General features: G+C 41.8%; 15 protein-coding genes and 2 tRNA genes. 8 read left to right on the top strand and 9 right to left on the bottom strand.

The genetic code is table 11. The features are described 5' to 3' along the window. Positions 1-101: 101 nt before the first annotated feature. On the bottom strand, positions 102-1730 hold the full coding sequence (locus tag AC5JM2_RS16480) for a M23 family metallopeptidase (protein WP_495835944.1): 1629 nt from the start codon (positions 1728-1730) through the stop codon (positions 102-104). 206 nt (positions 1731-1936) lie between these two features. Further along, on the bottom strand, positions 1937-2791 hold the full coding sequence (locus AC5JM2_RS16475; protein WP_495835943.1) for a biotin--[acetyl-CoA-carboxylase] ligase: 855 nt from the start codon (positions 2789-2791) through the stop codon (positions 1937-1939). Positions 2792-2865: 74 nt separating this feature from the next. Here AC5JM2_RS16475 and pgeF point away from each other — a divergent pair, with 74 nt between their 5' ends. Then, entirely contained in the window at positions 2866-3672 is an 807-nt protein-coding gene (pgeF, locus tag AC5JM2_RS16470) for a peptidoglycan editing factor PgeF (RefSeq protein WP_495835942.1), read from the top strand. Positions 3673-3675: 3 nt separating this feature from the next. Here the strand turns inward: pgeF and AC5JM2_RS16465 are convergent, their stop codons facing one another. Together AC5JM2_RS16465 and AC5JM2_RS16460 are read right to left on the bottom strand one after the other, a co-directional pair. Continuing rightward, positions 3676-4086 carry a response regulator gene (locus AC5JM2_RS16465; RefSeq protein ID WP_495835941.1) on the bottom strand — a complete coding sequence of 137 codons (411 nt, stop codon included), beginning with the start codon at positions 4084-4086 and terminating at the stop codon, positions 3676-3678. Positions 4087-4683: 597 nt separating this feature from the next. Further along, a complete protein-coding gene (locus tag AC5JM2_RS16460; RefSeq protein ID WP_495835940.1) occupies positions 4684-5388 on the bottom strand; it encodes a hypothetical protein in 705 nt (234 codons plus the stop codon). Positions 5389-5539: 151 nt separating this feature from the next. Here AC5JM2_RS16460 and AC5JM2_RS16455 point away from each other — a divergent pair, with 151 nt between their 5' ends. The 3 genes from AC5JM2_RS16455 to AC5JM2_RS16445 all read left to right on the top strand — a co-directional run bounded on the left by AC5JM2_RS16455 (position 5540) and on the right by AC5JM2_RS16445 (position 7695). Then, positions 5540-6136: an SRPBCC family protein gene (locus AC5JM2_RS16455; protein WP_495835939.1), complete on the top strand. Its 597-nt coding sequence runs from the start codon at positions 5540-5542 to the stop codon at positions 6134-6136. A 165-nt stretch (positions 6137-6301) separates the two neighbouring features. After that, positions 6302-7015, top strand: coding sequence for a rubrerythrin family protein (locus AC5JM2_RS16450; RefSeq protein WP_495835938.1), 714 nt, complete (start codon positions 6302-6304; stop codon positions 7013-7015). Positions 7016-7128: 113 nt separating this feature from the next. Beyond that, entirely contained in the window at positions 7129-7695 is a 567-nt protein-coding gene (locus tag AC5JM2_RS16445) for a Uma2 family endonuclease (RefSeq protein ID WP_495835937.1), read from the top strand. A 9-nt stretch (positions 7696-7704) separates the two neighbouring features. On the opposite strand, the gene csaB is transcribed toward AC5JM2_RS16445, so the two are convergent. After that, positions 7705-8748: a polysaccharide pyruvyl transferase CsaB gene (gene csaB / locus AC5JM2_RS16440; protein WP_495835936.1), complete on the bottom strand. Its 1044-nt coding sequence runs from the start codon at positions 8746-8748 to the stop codon at positions 7705-7707. Between the two features lie 25 nt (positions 8749-8773). On the opposite strand from csaB, the gene AC5JM2_RS16435 reads away from it, so the two are divergent. From AC5JM2_RS16435 to AC5JM2_RS16425, 3 genes are all read left to right on the top strand, one after another. After that, complete coding sequence (locus tag AC5JM2_RS16435) at positions 8774-9121, top strand: DUF2499 domain-containing protein (protein WP_495835935.1); 348 nt, start codon at positions 8774-8776, stop codon at positions 9119-9121. Further along, on the top strand, positions 9118-9462 hold the full coding sequence (locus AC5JM2_RS16430) for a DUF3593 domain-containing protein (RefSeq protein ID WP_495835934.1): 345 nt from the start codon (positions 9118-9120) through the stop codon (positions 9460-9462). The genes AC5JM2_RS16435 and AC5JM2_RS16430 overlap by 4 nt, the downstream gene beginning before the upstream one ends. Positions 9463-9540: 78 nt before the next feature. After that, positions 9541-10719, top strand: coding sequence for an SGNH/GDSL hydrolase family protein (locus tag AC5JM2_RS16425; protein WP_495835933.1), 1179 nt, complete (start codon positions 9541-9543; stop codon positions 10717-10719). Positions 10720-10858: 139 nt separating this feature from the next. Here the strand turns inward: AC5JM2_RS16425 and AC5JM2_RS16420 are convergent. The 4 genes from AC5JM2_RS16420 to AC5JM2_RS16405 all read right to left on the bottom strand — a co-directional run bounded on the left by AC5JM2_RS16420 (position 10859) and on the right by AC5JM2_RS16405 (position 13964). Then, a tRNA-Thr gene (locus tag AC5JM2_RS16420) sits at positions 10859-10930 on the bottom strand. A 93-nt stretch (positions 10931-11023) separates the two neighbouring features. Then, a tRNA-Tyr gene (locus AC5JM2_RS16415) sits at positions 11024-11106 on the bottom strand. Positions 11107-11234: 128 nt separating this feature from the next. Next, complete coding sequence (locus AC5JM2_RS16410) at positions 11235-13055, bottom strand: ABC transporter ATP-binding protein (RefSeq protein WP_495835932.1); 1821 nt, start codon at positions 13053-13055, stop codon at positions 11235-11237. Between the two features lie 132 nt (positions 13056-13187). After that, on the bottom strand, positions 13188-13964 hold the full coding sequence (locus tag AC5JM2_RS16405) for a DUF6816 family protein (RefSeq protein ID WP_495835945.1): 777 nt from the start codon (positions 13962-13964) through the stop codon (positions 13188-13190). 590 nt (positions 13965-14554) lie between these two features. Between AC5JM2_RS16405 and AC5JM2_RS16400 the strand changes: the two genes are divergently transcribed. Beyond that, positions 14555-15427 (top strand): DUF4388 domain-containing protein, encoded by an 873-nt coding sequence (locus tag AC5JM2_RS16400; RefSeq protein WP_495835931.1) that lies wholly within the window; start codon positions 14555-14557, stop codon positions 15425-15427. Positions 15428-16110 lie beyond the last annotated feature (683 nt).

The following is a 16110-nucleotide window of genomic DNA, read 5'->3' as shown; positions in this document are numbered from 1 at the left end:
ACGTCCGGATCTAACACAGAGGGACGGCGGATAATACCGCCTCTCGACTCTACCTTAATGCTTAATAACTCTTTTCCTTCACTCCTCACTCCCACACTCTTCTAGCTACCTGGTTCCTGAGGAGTCTGAGCTGTATGTAACGATTGAACTAATTTACCGAGAGCGTACTCTAATTGAGCGCCTGGATCAGTCGCAACCCATCCTTCGGGTGTCAGCTGGCGCACCTCAAAGTGCAAGTGGGGGCCTGTGGACAAACCAGTGCTACCAACTCGTCCAAGAACGGTTCCCTTTTGCACCCATTGACCGGGCTGAACAAAGATTTCTGACATATGACCGTAAAGAGTTTGTTGGGCGTTGCTGTGGTTAAGTATCACTGTCATACCGTAGCCGCCTAACCAATCAGCACTCTCTACTTTACCAGGGTAGGCTGCCAAAATAGGTGTTCCCATCGCTGCGCCTATGTCTGTACCAGCGTGGAAACTGCGATCGCCTGTAATGGGATGAGTTCGCCAACCAAACAAAGAAGTAATTGCAGAAGGGATAGAAAGGGGATACATCAATCCCGGACCACTTGCGAGTTTACCACCATAGACTTCACCGTAGTTTACTTGCGGCAATACTGCTGCTAGTGGAATGTCGTAAGTGACATTACTGGGGCGAGGAGCAATATTTTCTGCAGTCATTGGTGCGGGTAAGGTACCACCTAGTGGTGCGATCGGTACAGAACTCACTGTTGTCGGGGAGGAAAAGTCGGGGATAAACCGATTTGGGTGATATGTATCCTTACTCACACTTCTATAAGCTGTTTGAGAACTGCGATGCCTTACAGGAGTCACCGCACGAGAAACGCTCCTATGAGTGGGACGTTCCAGAGAGTTTTGTTCTCCTGTTTCAACATGCTTGACGGGCCCAACAGTTGCTAGTGTGGCAGGTTTACTTTTTCTAATCCAACTTGCTTTCTTTCGGGGTAATTCAGTATTGGACTGTTGTGTAACTACTACAGAATTCGGTGCCTGATACCTATTGGTAGCACCAACGTTGTATTCGCCTGGATCGATATAAGCGTTGTTGTAATCTTTTGGGGTGGAGTCATCACTAGAGGAGGCGGTGGGTTGCAAAAGTTCCCTCCAGTGTGCAAGGTGGCGTCGAACAGGTGAGTTGTTCTCTTGGGAAACCTGTTGTTGAGGTTGTTGCTTGCTCAGACTTATGTTGAATTGTGGAATATCTACAGATGGTCTTCTCTCTAACCTTGCTCTCCAGTTTGTCACACTTTCGCTACGTACAGAAACTTCCGCACGGGGTTTGAATTTTCTGATAGCAACCCCTGTTGGTGAATCTTGTGCATGACGTTTGTAATTCCGCAGAGCCACAGCAGGACTTGGTCTTTTTGCCTGAGAGAGTCTTTGTCTGAGTTTAAGTCGGCGTTGAGAAAATTCGTCGGATTGTGATTTCGTCCCTTCTACTGCGGGGCTACTATCTTTGTGTTCAAAAGTTTCTCTTTTGACTGTATTAGCCGATGATGCTGGTTGAGAGTTTTCAGCAGTGGGAACAATATTATCGATAGCTGATTCAGTTTGAGCAAACACCAAGCCACCATTACTTAGCATAGTAATGCTGCCAAGCCAAGCGAGACTTTGTGCTGGGAGCGTAGACGCAAAGCGTCTTGTTGACAGGCATTGCTGCCACAATTGATGCAAACGGTTCTCGGCAGAGTTATTGCGCTGCGTCATTGTTTTTTTGATGTTTTGTGTATTGTAGAGCATGAACTACCTATACTCGCGTAAGGTGTGAGTATAGGCTTCGAGTCTCATTCGCTGTTGCTGTGTTGGGTATACTCATGAGTGAGTATTCGGAACAAAATCTGATCTAATTATGGTTAGTAGACTGAATGAAACAAGAATCCCATCGCCCTTTTAGGCGTGGGAGTGTCAATTGGTTAATCATATGAATGACAGTAACCCAAACTGATTGTACCGGGCTGAAGGTAAATTTCTGATCTTTTTACTGATTTCAGTTCGGATGTTTCCATACGAACCCGAAGCTCCCCAGTATTTGTCACGCCAATGATAGTACCTACAGTGTTGTTAACATAGACTTTCTCACCTATGTTCATCAGCAACTCTAGATAACGATATATTAGTATATTGATTCCTTCTTGCAATAAGCACTGTATACCAGATTCTATTCCAATTAAAACTGCAGAAATAAGCGTTTCCAAACATGAGACGAATTTGGTCTGCTGATTTGCTTGCCACATTTGGAGATTAATTCCGGTTTCTGGTACAGGGTTTGCCCAATTTAACCCTACACCAATCACTGCTTGGGTTATGACTCCCTTGTGTACTTTGGTTTCTGTCAAAATACCGCCAAGCTTTCGGCTGACTAATATTAAATCATTCGGCCATTTAATATCAACAGGAACGCCGCAGTTTCGCAATTGTTGAGCAATTCCCCAAGCAGTAGCCAGGGTAAGTTGGTAGCTGTTGGTAGCATATAGTTTGGGGAGGCAAAAAGCAGTCGTATTTTCTGCGGCTTTATCACCGTTTGCAATCGCCACTGAAAGATATAATCCCCCAGCTGATGATATCCACTGACGACCCCATTGTCCTCTTCCTGCTGTCTGCTCAGTCGCAATGACAACACATCCTGGTTCAGCGCCTTGGGCGAGTAAGTTCCAAAGGATTTGGTTAGTTGAAGAAACAGTTTCAAAAAGATGTAGCGAAAATTGTAAATAAGGACTTTTGCGCCCTACTTGTAGAGCAGTTTCCAACTTTTGTTGATCCAATGCCATAGCAGCTCACCTAAATTTTCTAGTGCTAGGATAAATTGGCGGTTATTGATGTTTGTTTTTAGGTTTGGTTAAAGATGCACGCTTGGCACTGGCGCACTTGGTTCGGGTTACCCTATCTAACCTGTAGTCTATTGGAACCCTGGCATCATGGCTTTTTTACGACTCAGTTTTCACCTAGTTATCCGTCAGAACTCACAAAGGTGCTGCATCCAGAAGCATCAGCTTATCGCTTAAAGCAGGTACATGGCAATACCGTCCTGACTCCAAAAGAAATTGTCGCTCTGTTAGCTGAAGGTGGTGACAAGGTCGATGGAGAAGGTGATGACGCCCTTGTATCAGGAGATGGGTTAATATCCAATCAGCCTCTGCAAGCAGTATGGGTGGCTACGGCTGACTGCACGCCTGTACTAATTGCTGATGAGAAAACAGGACAAGTAGCAGCAGTTCATGCGGGTTGGCGTGGCACTGCGCTCAAGATAGTACCGCAAGCGATCGCCCGAATGCAAGCACAAGGTACCAGACTTCAAGATTTGCGAATAGCGATGGGACCAGCGATCGCAGGTGAAGTTTATCAAGTCTCAGAACAAGTTGCTGCTGAAGTTGGAGCAACGATTATACCACATAACGACGAAAAAACAATTGTAGCTGCATTGTACAAGCTACCAAATTCACCTTTACTCAGCGATCCAAATCCAGAACGGGTACGGTTAGATGTGCGGCGAGTAAATACTTTACAGCTTGAACAGTTGGGGATTAGTCCGGAACAGATGGCGATCGCCCCTTATTGTACTTATCAAACTCCAGAGTATTTCTTTTCTTACCGTCGGGAAAAACAGAAAAAAGTGCAGTGGTCTGGTATTGTTAGCGTTACTCCTACTTAATATCTACAATACTTGTTCCGCCACAATATCTATCAAATCATCATAAGATGATGTTTTAACAAAGTAGGAGCAAGCGCCTAACTTAGCGGCTTGAACTAGATCATCTGGATCGTCGGAGACACTTATAACCATAACTGGTAAATGTCTGAGTTTGGGATGCTGCTTAACCCATTCAAGTAAGTCAAAACCAGACATATAGGGCAGACTGATATTTGTCATTATCATCACTGGTAGTGGATAACACTCTCTGTCAGCGTAAGGCTGTTTACCCGACAAGTAGTTTAGAGCTTCTTGCCCATTTTCAACAACTTGAAAAGATAGTGGTAAATTAGCAAATTCAAATGAGGTTAAGATCAGAGATTGTGCATCTGGCTCATCTTCGACTAACAAAATGGTTTTACAGGCTTCACCCATGAGCAAAATAGCAACATAAATACAATACTCCTTGATCCGGAGAGTAACTAATTTTGTTTATCCCTACCTTCGTCTGTGAGAATGAGTTCATATTAATTTTTTATGTGCTCAAGGATACTTTGTAGCGACAGTCACACAAAAACTTAATAATCATATCTATCAATAGGTGGTTATATATTTGTTAACATTAACTAAATATTATTAAGAGTTTAAAAACCTCCACGTCATATCAATTCCTCTGTTATTTCTTCCATTTACACAGGGGAATTTTTTTATTTGTATTTTCTTTGTGATAAACAAGATAAAAATTGCAAGTACGTCTATCTAATACTATTTCATAAAATGCCTTATACAAATGATGTGGCTGTTTATATACTCAAGTATAGCAGTCCTATTTGAGTTGTAAATTGTCCCATGAGGGCGCTTAACGCTTAACGCTTAACGCTTAACAGGGAAAAAGCAATACAGGTATACTGAGTTTTTTAAGCGCAAAGCGCAGGCTGCGCCAACAAAAATCAAATAGGAGTCTTATATTAAAAATGAGGTACCCACCGCTATAAGGCTTTTGCATTATGGCAGTGGGTGAAGACGAAATAGTTAAGATAAGGCTGTTGACGAGTTCAGAGTGTTTTTAGAAAGCAGTTTACTACGCTTAGTTGCCAATACAACCGCACTGACAGACAAAATTGCAAGCACACTTGCTCCTTCTGGTACCGTAGCAACTCGAACAACTTTAGCATCAACCTGTACTATTCCACCCAAGCCACCAGCTAAGCTAGGGTTGCCTAGTATACCAGCAAACTCTGGAGAAAACAGCAATTTAACACCACTTAGGGTTAAATCTTTGCCATCAAATACCAGTTTTTCTGGAGTGCTCAAATCAAATAAAACTGTATTTAGAGACACTGTATCTTTTAGAAAAAGACCACTGGCATTGTTGGTGGCGCGTGTCGGATCGAAACCAACAGAAAAGTTACCAATAGTAACTTGGTTATTGAAGGTAACAGTACCAGTGTGTTCGATTGTACCTGAAAGTGGAGTCAAACCATTCGCGTCGCTGAACGTGAAGTTTGTGGCTGGGCTAATGTTGAAGCCAACCAAAAAATTACTATTAATTGGTTGGACTGTATTATCCGTGCCTGTCAAGTCTAGCCCGATACTGCTGAGATAACTCAGGTCATGATAGACACTGGTGACTCCAGACTGCACCTGATAAGTTGCAGCCTCTGCCCGTACCGGTGCAATTGATACAAAAGCGGCTATTGTGCCCGCAAGAATAGCCGGAACCTGGGAAAAACGCATAGAAACTCCTCTGATTATTGTATAAGCTAAAACATAGTTTAACTCGTATAGGTTGACGGTGGGAGGATGTCAATTGAAAATTTTTAATCGAGGGAATGACCACATTTTGCATTTAATACTGACTATTTTTTTTACATTTAATATTTCAGTAATGGCTACAATTGCAGTTGCTCCATCTGCCTGTGCTGAATTATTTAATAGTCCTGTTGATCAATTGCCTGTCTCAGAACGGGTAAAATTGAGGAATGGTCAGGTTTTAGTCACTGGGGAGAAAGGAAAATACACAGCTAAAGTTTTGCTGACAGCTTCGCCAGATATTGCTTGGGAAGTACTGACTGATTATGACCATTTTTCTAAATTTTTGCCTCATACTGTGTCGGCTAAAGTGATTAGTGTGAATGGTAATCAGAAAGTGGTGGAACAGGTAGATACGCGTCAGGTATTTTTAATGAATGTCCAATCACGTATCCGTTCAGCTACTACTGAAACTCCAAAAAGTCGCATAGATTTCCGTCAAATTGATGGAGATTTGCAAAGCTTGGAAGGATACTGGAAAATTGAACCTGTGGCTCCCTATTCTGGTGCAAAGGCGAATCAAGTTTTAATTACCCAGGTGGTGGACGCTCAACCAAAATCGGGAACCCCAAAGAAAATCTTCTACAATCTTTTTAAAGATTCACTGGGTGAGATTATGATTGCGATTAGAAAAGAAGTCGATAGGCGAACTCCTAATCGTAAAACCTTATAAGGATTGGGGTTTTCGCACGGAGTTTAGATAAAAATATTGTGAAGTCTCTGATATCTCATACTCGTAATGAGTACATTTTAATATAAACATACTCATTACGAGTACGTTTTAACTGGACTACCATTCTCACGGTAGTCTTTGAGAGAAGAGTGGAGAGGCAACACAATGGATTTATCAAACTCAAATACCGCAAAGAACCTATCTGAAGCCTTTGCTGGGGAATCAATGGCGAATCGTAAGTATCTGTTTTTTGCAGAAGTGACTCGCCAGTTGGGGATGACTGAAGTGTCTAAGCTGTTTCGCGAAACAGCAAATCAAGAGACAGAACATGCTTTTGCTCATTTTCGGTTAATGCATCCAGAGCTAGTGGTGGATGATGTCGCTTCGTTAACTGATGAGCAAAAGAAAGCAATCGCCGCTCGTTGTCTAGAGTTAGCGATTGAAGGAGAAACTTATGAGTACACTACCATGTACCCAGAGTTTACAGAGGCAGCACGTACAGATAGAGATGATAAGGCTGTTGTAGAGTTTGAAGCACAACAAGCAGAGTCTGGCGAACACGCCCAAATTTTCCGCAAAGCTGCACACAACTTTGGATTGCTCACACCCATTGAACATCATCATGCCAATCAGTATGCAGAAGCACGAGCAGCTTTAGAGGGAATTACTCCTGCACCGAAATCAGCAAGCGGTAACCCTGCAACCCAAAAATGGATTTGCCGTCAATGTTCAATGATTTATGATCCGGTTGTTGGTGATCCTGATTTAGGAATTCCTCCTGGAACAGCATTTGAGGCAATTCCTGAAGATTGGTACTGTCCGATTTGTAACGCTTCTAAGAAAACGTTTGTTCCATATCAGGAAGCTGTTGCAGCATAGGTATTCATCGTCAGCCAACTCGCGTTGAAAAATTCACTACCGACTTACCCTAAATTGTTTAAGGGTTGTTTTCTGTTGGTACATTAGAAAAACAGACTTCAAAAGATGCCCATATGAGCCAGACTACGACTAACCAGGTACGCTGGACAACTGCTGATTTAGAGCTGTTCCCAGATAACGGCAAGCGCTACGAAATTGTAGACGGAGAGTTATTTGTAACACATGCACCACACTGGAGACATCAAGAAGCTGCTGATAATATTTGTACAGAGTTGAAACTGTGGTCTCGTCAATCTGGTTTGGGAGAAGCTGTCACAGCAGCTGGTATTATCTTCACTGATGCTGATAACGTCATTCCTGATGTGGTGTGGATTAGTAATGAGCGGGTTGCATTGGTGATAGATGATGCAGGACACCTCACCGCTGCACCAGAGTTAGTGGTTGAGGTACTTTCTCCTGGCGAGAACAGTGAACGACGCGATAAACAAGTGAAGCTGAAGCTTTACGCCACTCAAGGTGTCCAAGAATACTGGATTGTTGATTGGCAGTTGCAGCAAATTCAGGTTTATCGACGGCAGCAAGCTACACTGGTGTTGGTAGCAACGTTAGTTATCAGTGACGAACTGAGTTCACCAGTTTTACCAGGGTTCAGTTGTCCTATTTCCCGAATCTTTAGTTAAACAAAAGCATTAATCATCAATTAACGCTTGGCTTAACACTTCACGGTGAATCAGCGCTCTATCGACTAAATAGTGAATTTTTTCTGCTGACAATGGATCGCCATTGGCGTAATGCTCCATCCATGTTGTGCTAACAACATTAGGATCATCTGGCAAATTTGCCAAATCCCATCCCGGCATATCTAAATCTTCCATCAATCGATTCACCTTGGGATCGTAACTCAGAGCAAAGCAGCGACAACCTTCACTTGCTGCCATAATCAAGCTATGTAGACGCATGCCGATCGCCATTTCCACACCGCGAAACACTCCTTTTAAAAGTTCCGGTTCTTCCAAGCACATAATTTTGCTAACATCTCTGAGTTGCGGTTGAATCGCTTGGGCGATCTCTAAATCTTCACTTTTTTGAAAAGGCAATAGTAATATAAAAGTTTGTGTAGCTTTTTGAAAATCAATTAGTGCACGAGTTAGGTTAGCAAGGCGTGTTTGGGTTAACTGGGGGTGATTTCGTAAAGTCACCGCAACTCTGGGAGCAGGTAAATCCCAAAGTCCAGGAACTGGTTTACTTTCTAGCGCCCAAACTGGATCGGGAGCTAAGATAAAAGGAATTTGCCAGTCAGTGAGTAATGCAGCAGAAGCGCGATCGCGCACACTCACTTTTGTACAACTACCAAAATTTTGCCGTGCTAACCAACGCGTGACAGGACGTTTCAACGGACCAATTCCTTGTCCCCAAGCGATGGTTTTTAAGCCCATTTTTTGAGCTAATGTCATGATTGCCCCATAATAAAATGGGCTAACGGCACTGGTTGTATCTTGAATTAAGCTACCACCACCCCAAATAAAGGCATCGCTGGAGCGCAAAGCTTGTAGTACGGTGAAAGGTGCCATGCGATCGCACGCTTCCACACCATAGCGACTGTTAGTTTCCTCTGGATTGCCAGAGAGAACCACAGGTGTGACTGATGGTGGTAGCATCTGTAGAAGCGTTGCTAACAAAGCTTCGTCACCACCATTTCCCTTACCGTAATATCCAGACAGTAGTACCCGCATCTTTCCCTTTTGACTTTTGACTTTTATGAACGCTCTTTCGATTCCGACTTGGATTATTCACGTATCTAGTGTTATTGAGTGGATTGCCGCTATTTGGTTAATTTGGAAATACGGTGAAGTCACTGGTAACCGTACTTGGTGGGGATTGTCTTTTGCTATGTTACCTGCTTTAGTCAGCGCCATGTGTGCTTGCACTTGGCACTATTTTGATAACCCAGAATCTCTAGAATGGTTGGTAACACTGCAAGCTAGTATGACTTTATTGGGTAATTTTACCCTTTGGGCAGCTGCGGTGTGGATTTGGCGTTCCACCAAGTCTGTCGAAACTGCAAATAATCCCATCTCCACCAAAACTATAGAATCAAAGCAATGATTTCAAAAGAAACCCTGTTTGCCCTTTCCCTGTTTCCCTACTTGGGTTTCTTGTGGTTTCTTAGCCGCAGTCCACAAATGCCTCGTTTAGCGCTGTATGGTTTCTACGGTACTCTTGTCTTTGTCGCCGTCACCATTCCAGCGGGAATTTATGCTCAAGTGCATTATGGAAAGGCTTTGGCAAATGTTGATTGGCTGCACGGAAGCGCAGAATTTTTCTTGACACTTGCTAATATCTTGGTTGTGTTGGGTTTTCGCCAAGCTATTATTCAGAAGCAGCAGGCGATAACTTCTAATTCTCCCAAGCAAGGTTTATCATCCTCCACTTTTTCTCAGGAGTGAAATTACCAAATCATCTTTTCATGAAATCTGAAAAGAACTGTAAGCGAAATTTTTTTAAAAACCTGGAAAAAATCATTCATGTCATTGCAAATATCTTTAGCAATTAAGTTTTTGTGCCGTTCTCTGTTGTGTATATCAGGCTGTGCAATATTTTTAGCTTTTGATAGTCTTTTTAGTTCATCTTCTAGTTTTGCTGCTGAAAAATTTGTGATCCGGTATGGATTTTTTGAGCAGTCGCTTCCTGTGGAAGATTTACGTAAGTATGCGGAAACTCAACAGGTTTCTTCCGATCTCAAATCTTTCCTGAGTTACCTAAATCCTAAACAGCAACAGATGTTACAACAGGCTCTTCAGGTAAAAATGTCTCTTGATATTGTGGCTGTAGATAAGCTACTAGACACACAACTTGGCAAAAGACTTTTAGCTGTGGTTTCCAAGGGCATTGCACGTCGTGATCAAGCGGGAATACAAGCATTAAGAGCTGCTGTTATCCTGGGAACAAATTCAAAAGAAGGTCTGGGAATAATCAGCTTTCTACAAGCTTATCCCAGTGAAAAACTAGTCGTGGATGTGCCTGCGGCTTTAGAAATTCTGAATAAATCAAATTTTTCTTCAGGTTCACCTAATGTACCACCAAAAGATAATCTCAGTTCTACACCTATATGGCAAATAGAAACTCAGTATCAGATACTAGCAAGCCAAGGTAAGCAATTCTCTGGCTGCTTATTTGGAGATTCTGTTTCTGCTGAACTTGGGAATTCTCTTGGTGAGGGAACTTTTAATTTTGCCTTAAATGGGTTGAGTGCAATTTCATTAGTTGAGCAACTGAAACTTTTAGCTCCTGCTAATGTGAAGTGCCAAAAAACTATTATTGCTATTGGTGGAAATGATGCTTGGTATGGACTTAGCAATGAGTTATTTACCGAAAAACTCAAAGAAGCTATTTCCTTAGTCAGAGCAATGGGAACTAAAGAAATTTTTCTGATTCCTGCTTTCTACTCAACAGTTGCTGCTAGTAAAGATCCGAGTGTCTCAGCCCCACTGGCGAAAGTAGAAGAAATCAATACTGTGATGAATCAAGTTGCAACAACAGAAAATGTGCCAGTTGAATCATCCGGTGTACAACCTTTATATGAAAATAATGTTCTAAAAGACAATTTAACGAGTGATGGCGACCATCTCAATGCTGAAGGTATAAAAATTTATCGAAAAGCGTTGTTAGAAATTTTAACGACTGGTTCGCCGAACAAAAATTGACTTGGGGAAGTTACGCATTCAGTCGTTACACCATCTCTTACCAGATGTACTTAGGGATGTAAATAGACATCACACAATTCTCAAGCACCAGGGCAGTTGATTATACACAACTGCTGCCGAATGATTTGATTTTATCGAAAGCCCGTGACGAGGATTGAACTCGTGACCTCACCCTTACCAAGGGTGTGCTCTACCACTGAGCCACACGGGCAATGTTTAGTTTTGAGGAGTGAGTATTAACAACTCACATATCTGTTAGCTTTTTGGTTACTCAATACTCAGCAGACGATACTGAGATTTGAGATGGGCCGAGCTAGATTCGAACTAGCGTAGGCGTTAGCCAGCGGATTTACAGTCCGCCTCCTTTAGCCACTCGGACATCGACCCATGTTGTCCACGACTTCTAATGTTATCACAATACTTTTAAATTGCAAGCTGTTTTTGAAAAAAGTCACAGGGCACAGGTGACAGGTCATTTACAAACTTAAACCATCCCATACCCCACAACTTGTACCCTAGCTTACGAGTTCACCTGTTTCTTGCAGTGAGTGTAAGCGGTGGTAAATTCCTTTGTGGCGCAAGAGTTCGTCGTGGTTACCGATTTCCACGATTTTGCCTTGATCCAGAACCACAATTTTATCTGCTTCCCGTATTGTGCTCAGACGGTGGGCAATGATGATTGTAGTACGAGTTCCGAGAATTGAGCGCATTGCTAGCTGAATGGAACGCTCTGACTCGTAGTCTAAGCTGGAAGTCGCTTCGTCAAATATCAGGACGTCTGGTTCTACGACTAATGCCCTAGCTATTCCTAAGCGTTGTCTTTGTCCACCAGATAACCTCACACCCCTCTGACCTACTACTGTGTAATAGCCTTGAGGTAGGTGTTGTATGACTTCATCTAATCTGGAGATTCTACAGGCTTCTTTTACCTGCTCAAAAGTGGCATCAGGCTTGCCGTATCTGAGGTTATCCAGCAAGGTTCCGTTGAAAACATCGACTTCTTGGTGAACTATAGCTAGTCTTCGTCTATAGCTTCCTACATCAAGGCTGCGAATATCTTGACCATCAATCAGAATTTGACCTTGTTGAGGTTCAAAGTACCGCAAAAGCAGCTTCACTAAGGTAGACTTACCAGAACCAGAACGACCCACTAACGCCACTGTTTGATATGGCTCTATCAACAGATTGATATCTTGCAAAACTGGACGTTGGGATTGATATCCAAAATCGACGTGTAAAAACTCGACTTTCCCTGTAAATTTGTAGGGATTATCTGATGTGTTTCGCTCTTCTAATAGCCTAAGTCCATCGACTCTCATAGGGAGTTTGAGGAACTCGTGAAACCGCAGCATTGAAGAATAGCGACGGGCAAAAATCTCAGCTAGGAAGGTAATAGGGTCCAATTCAGAATAAGCCATGCTGGAAAGAGTTAAAGTCATAACAAAATGACCTAGGGAAATTTGACCTTTGACTGTCTCAACCAACGTCAAACCTAGTAGTGTAAACACACAAAACTGAGTCATAGTTTTTTGCCAGGTATTGAGGTTGACATAACCTTTGTGGACACGAGCTTCAGTCACCTTCAGTTCACGAATCAAGCGTCGTTTTTGCCGTTCTAGTTCTTTTGCTTCAGTAGCAAATGCTTTGACTGTTTTTATATTGGTGATAATTTCGGAAGTCCGGCTTTCGGTATTTTCCATGTATTTATCTAGCCGGTTTTCGTACCAAATTAATTGCTGCAGTTTTCTTAAGCTATAGCCTAGGATAATGACAAAGGAAATGAGAAAAATAACCGCGACTCGCCAGTCAACAAACCAGATGAACACAAAAATTCCCAATACGAGGAACAGCTTAGGAATTAACTGTCCAGCAATTTCAGGATAAGTCCAGGTGTGGTTGAAAAGACCTTTTGCAACTCGTCCGGCTATGCGTCCGGGGTTATTTTCGTCATAGAATTCTAGGGGGAGAGTGAGAATTTTCTCAATCGCTTTTTGGTTTTGGTCGCGACGTGCTTTTAAAATTATATCCCAGTGAAACCAACTGGTTAGCCAAGGCTGAGTTGGTGCTTTCAACACGGTGACAATAAAAACTAAACTCAGTAATACACCTAACTCAAAAGATTTATTAACTGGGTTATTGGTTAGACTTGAGATTGTGGCGATCGCTCTTTGAAGTGGTTTGTCCAATGGTTGATCAGACAAAACGTTTAAAATTTGCCCAATCCCATAAGGAACAACCAAATCAAGAATCTCGTAAATGCTGCTTGCTGCAATACTAAAAATACTTAGCCACCAATAGGGACGGAAATAGTTGAGAATATCTCGAAAATTTGCCATGATGCACACTGCCCTTGGAGCGCTAACCTATAACTCCTGGGAATTTATACTACAAATATGTTACAAAAAAGTCAATAGTTAAGAAAGGTAAATCATCCTTTTGGAGGAATTGGGCGCGGTATGGAAAGAAAACTAGTGACTATTGCCGAAAAATTCCAAGTGATAGCGATAAAGTGCAACTGGTCGAGAAAGAGCGGCAAAGTAATTTGGATCTTGAGGCGACAAATAAATAGCAGTGACTTGATCTGCCTCTATGGTAGGATTTAACTGGTTCAGTTTGCGATATGCAGTGGTAGATTCCACAGTATTGAAATAAGGACGCCCACCGCCTTTAAACAATTGTTGAAATAATTCTGTTGTGATGAATTTACCATCTGGTGTTGTTTCCGTAGCACGTGCTGTAACAATAGAAACAAGCTGACGCTCACCACGTAAAAACGTAATCTGACGATTAGGAGAATTTGGATCGACTTTGACTGATAACACCGTGTTGCCTAAATATGACCGTGCCAAATTCAAGCCATTAAAAGCTCTATCTGCGACGACTGCTGATTTGTTACTTGTTCGGGGGATGATTTTCAATCCAGAATGAGGCGTTGTTTCCTGAATAAATCGCACGTCAAAACTGATAGGTTTGTTGAGATATTCACGATTACCCTCAAATCCTGGTGTGACGATATCAGGTGCTAAAGGTGCGACTAAATCTATCAGCGTACTTTTCACCTGCCAAGAACCCATCATCCAGTTAGGATAAACCAAATCTCCTATAGCAGGTCGCACGGAAGTTAATTTTTCCCATTCGGGAAAATGTGCCAAACGTTCAGATAACTCTCCGGCTTGAGCTTCTGCATAAAATAGCAGGAATACAAAAATCAAACAAAAACTCCAAATCACATTCATAACATACATCATGAGAAGATTTTGCCAATATATAGCAGAATAGAGGCGTCAGTCGTCAGGAGTTCGGAGTCAAAAGGGATTCGTGTCTGCCTTTTAGACCTCAATAGTGTACTTCTTTTATTTGGAATGTGCTGTATGAATATTTAATTGAGTTATAACTTATTCAATCAAAAATTGAACTGCTATTTGTTCATAAAAGTTAACTCCGAGATCCAGAAATTCAATATGTAGCCCAATTTATTTGTTATTATAAAATCGGAATAACAATTCTATTTGAGTTGTCACACTTCATTGTGGTCGTAATTTGCCAAGAGTCATTTGTGACTGCAATTGACTCTTGAAACTCCATCTTTTTGCAGGTATATCTCTCCTAATTTATTTGATAAAAGCAAGTGTAAAATAGAGAGCATCGAAGAGTGGAAATTGATTTCATCTTGTAGTGCGAACCGGACAGCCCGCTACTGCTACAAGTAGGGAGCAAGATGCTCCCACTACTCGTCTTTTTTCAAAACTGGGATGCTCCCTATCAAACATAGTGGCTAAAAAAATATCAGGATGTTTTGTTTGTATAATTTGACTCTTTTATAGTTCTTGCACGGATGAGCATATCTAGTTCTTTTACAGATTTTTCCTTGGCTGAATTGTTTCAACTGATTGATCAAGGGCGAAAATCGGGCTGTCTAACGGTTTGTACTTTACCAGACATTCATATCCCAGGTTCTAAATCCCATTACTACTACATTTGGTTTCGGCTAGGCTGTGTTGTTGCTGCAGCTAATCACTTAAATGGTCAAGGTTTATCTTACAAGATGACACAACGGGGCTGGGTAAACCAGCAAATTATTGAACAAGTTTGGACCCAAACAGCAGCAGCACTACCCCTGGGATCACTATTAAAAACTCAAGGAATATTAAGTACTGAACAGCTAAATTCATTATTCGCCAGCCAATTACACCAAGTTCGAGAGCTTTTTGAAATCCAAAAGGGAGTCTTTAAACTAGATACTAGGGCTGGTTTACCTTTGCAGGAGATGACAGGACTCAGCTTGAGAACACTAGAAGTGGCTCTTATGGCTGTCAGAGGCTTGAAAAACTGGAACATGCTCGCGGAGCTACTTCCAGATGTCAGTTCTGGAATTAGAAGTAAGACTGATGACAAACCCCAGATACACTTGAATACATTAGAGTGGCAAGTGTGGGAATTGGCTGATGGTAGTGTTTCTTTAAGTGCGATCGCATCTCAAATCAACCAAACAATAACCATAGTTCAGCAAGCTGCTTTCCGGCTCATGCTTGTGGGTTTGGTAGAAGAAGTTTCCATAGCAGAGTCTATACTGAATCAAACAAATGATCCGATGAATTCTAACTCGGACAATTCCTCTGTTTTTGGATTAAAAAAATCTAAACATTCACAAACACTCAAGGTAAGTAGTTCGTTTTTACAAAATCTGGTTGGTTTTTTAAAGAGCTAAGTTTCACAAGTTGCTTTGACACTTTGTAAAGTTGGGCGTATTGAATTTGTAGGAAATTTCAATCCCTAATAGGGAGAAAGAGAAATTTCAACTTTCCGTCAGAAGATATAGGTACAGCAGGTACAACGTTTCAATTTCTAATAGGGAGAAAGAGAAATTTCAACAGAGTTTATCGAAGCGCTCTTTCTGTGGAATCTTGTTTCAATCCCTAATAGGGAGAAAGAGAAATTTCAACCATTGCAAGAGCGGTACGTTGAGAGAGATTTTGTGTTTCAATCCCTAATAGGGAGAAAGAGAAATTTCAACTAATGGCATTCAAGTACCTATCAAGTATACATACGTGTTTCAATCCCTAATAGGGAGAAAGAGAAATTTCAACCTTGCTTATTTGATCCAAGGCTTCACTGACAGAAGTTTCAATCCCTAATAGGGAGAAAGAGAAATTTCAACAGTGGGCTTCCGTGGATGGAAAAGGCATCAGAAACTCTGCGTTTCAATCCCTAATAGGGAGAAAGAGAAATTTCAACAAAATGTCGCGAATTCATCAGAATTGATGCTAGCGTTTCAATCCCTAATAGGGAGAAAGAGAAATTTCAACGATCAAGCTTGGGGTGAGTATAAGAAAATGTAGTGCGATTCGTTGTGAGTAAATCACGGTAACCAGTCCGTAAATAACCTCACCA

The organism is Brasilonema angustatum, assembly GCF_059505445.1.
This window is presented reverse-complemented; position numbering and strand designations above follow the sequence as displayed.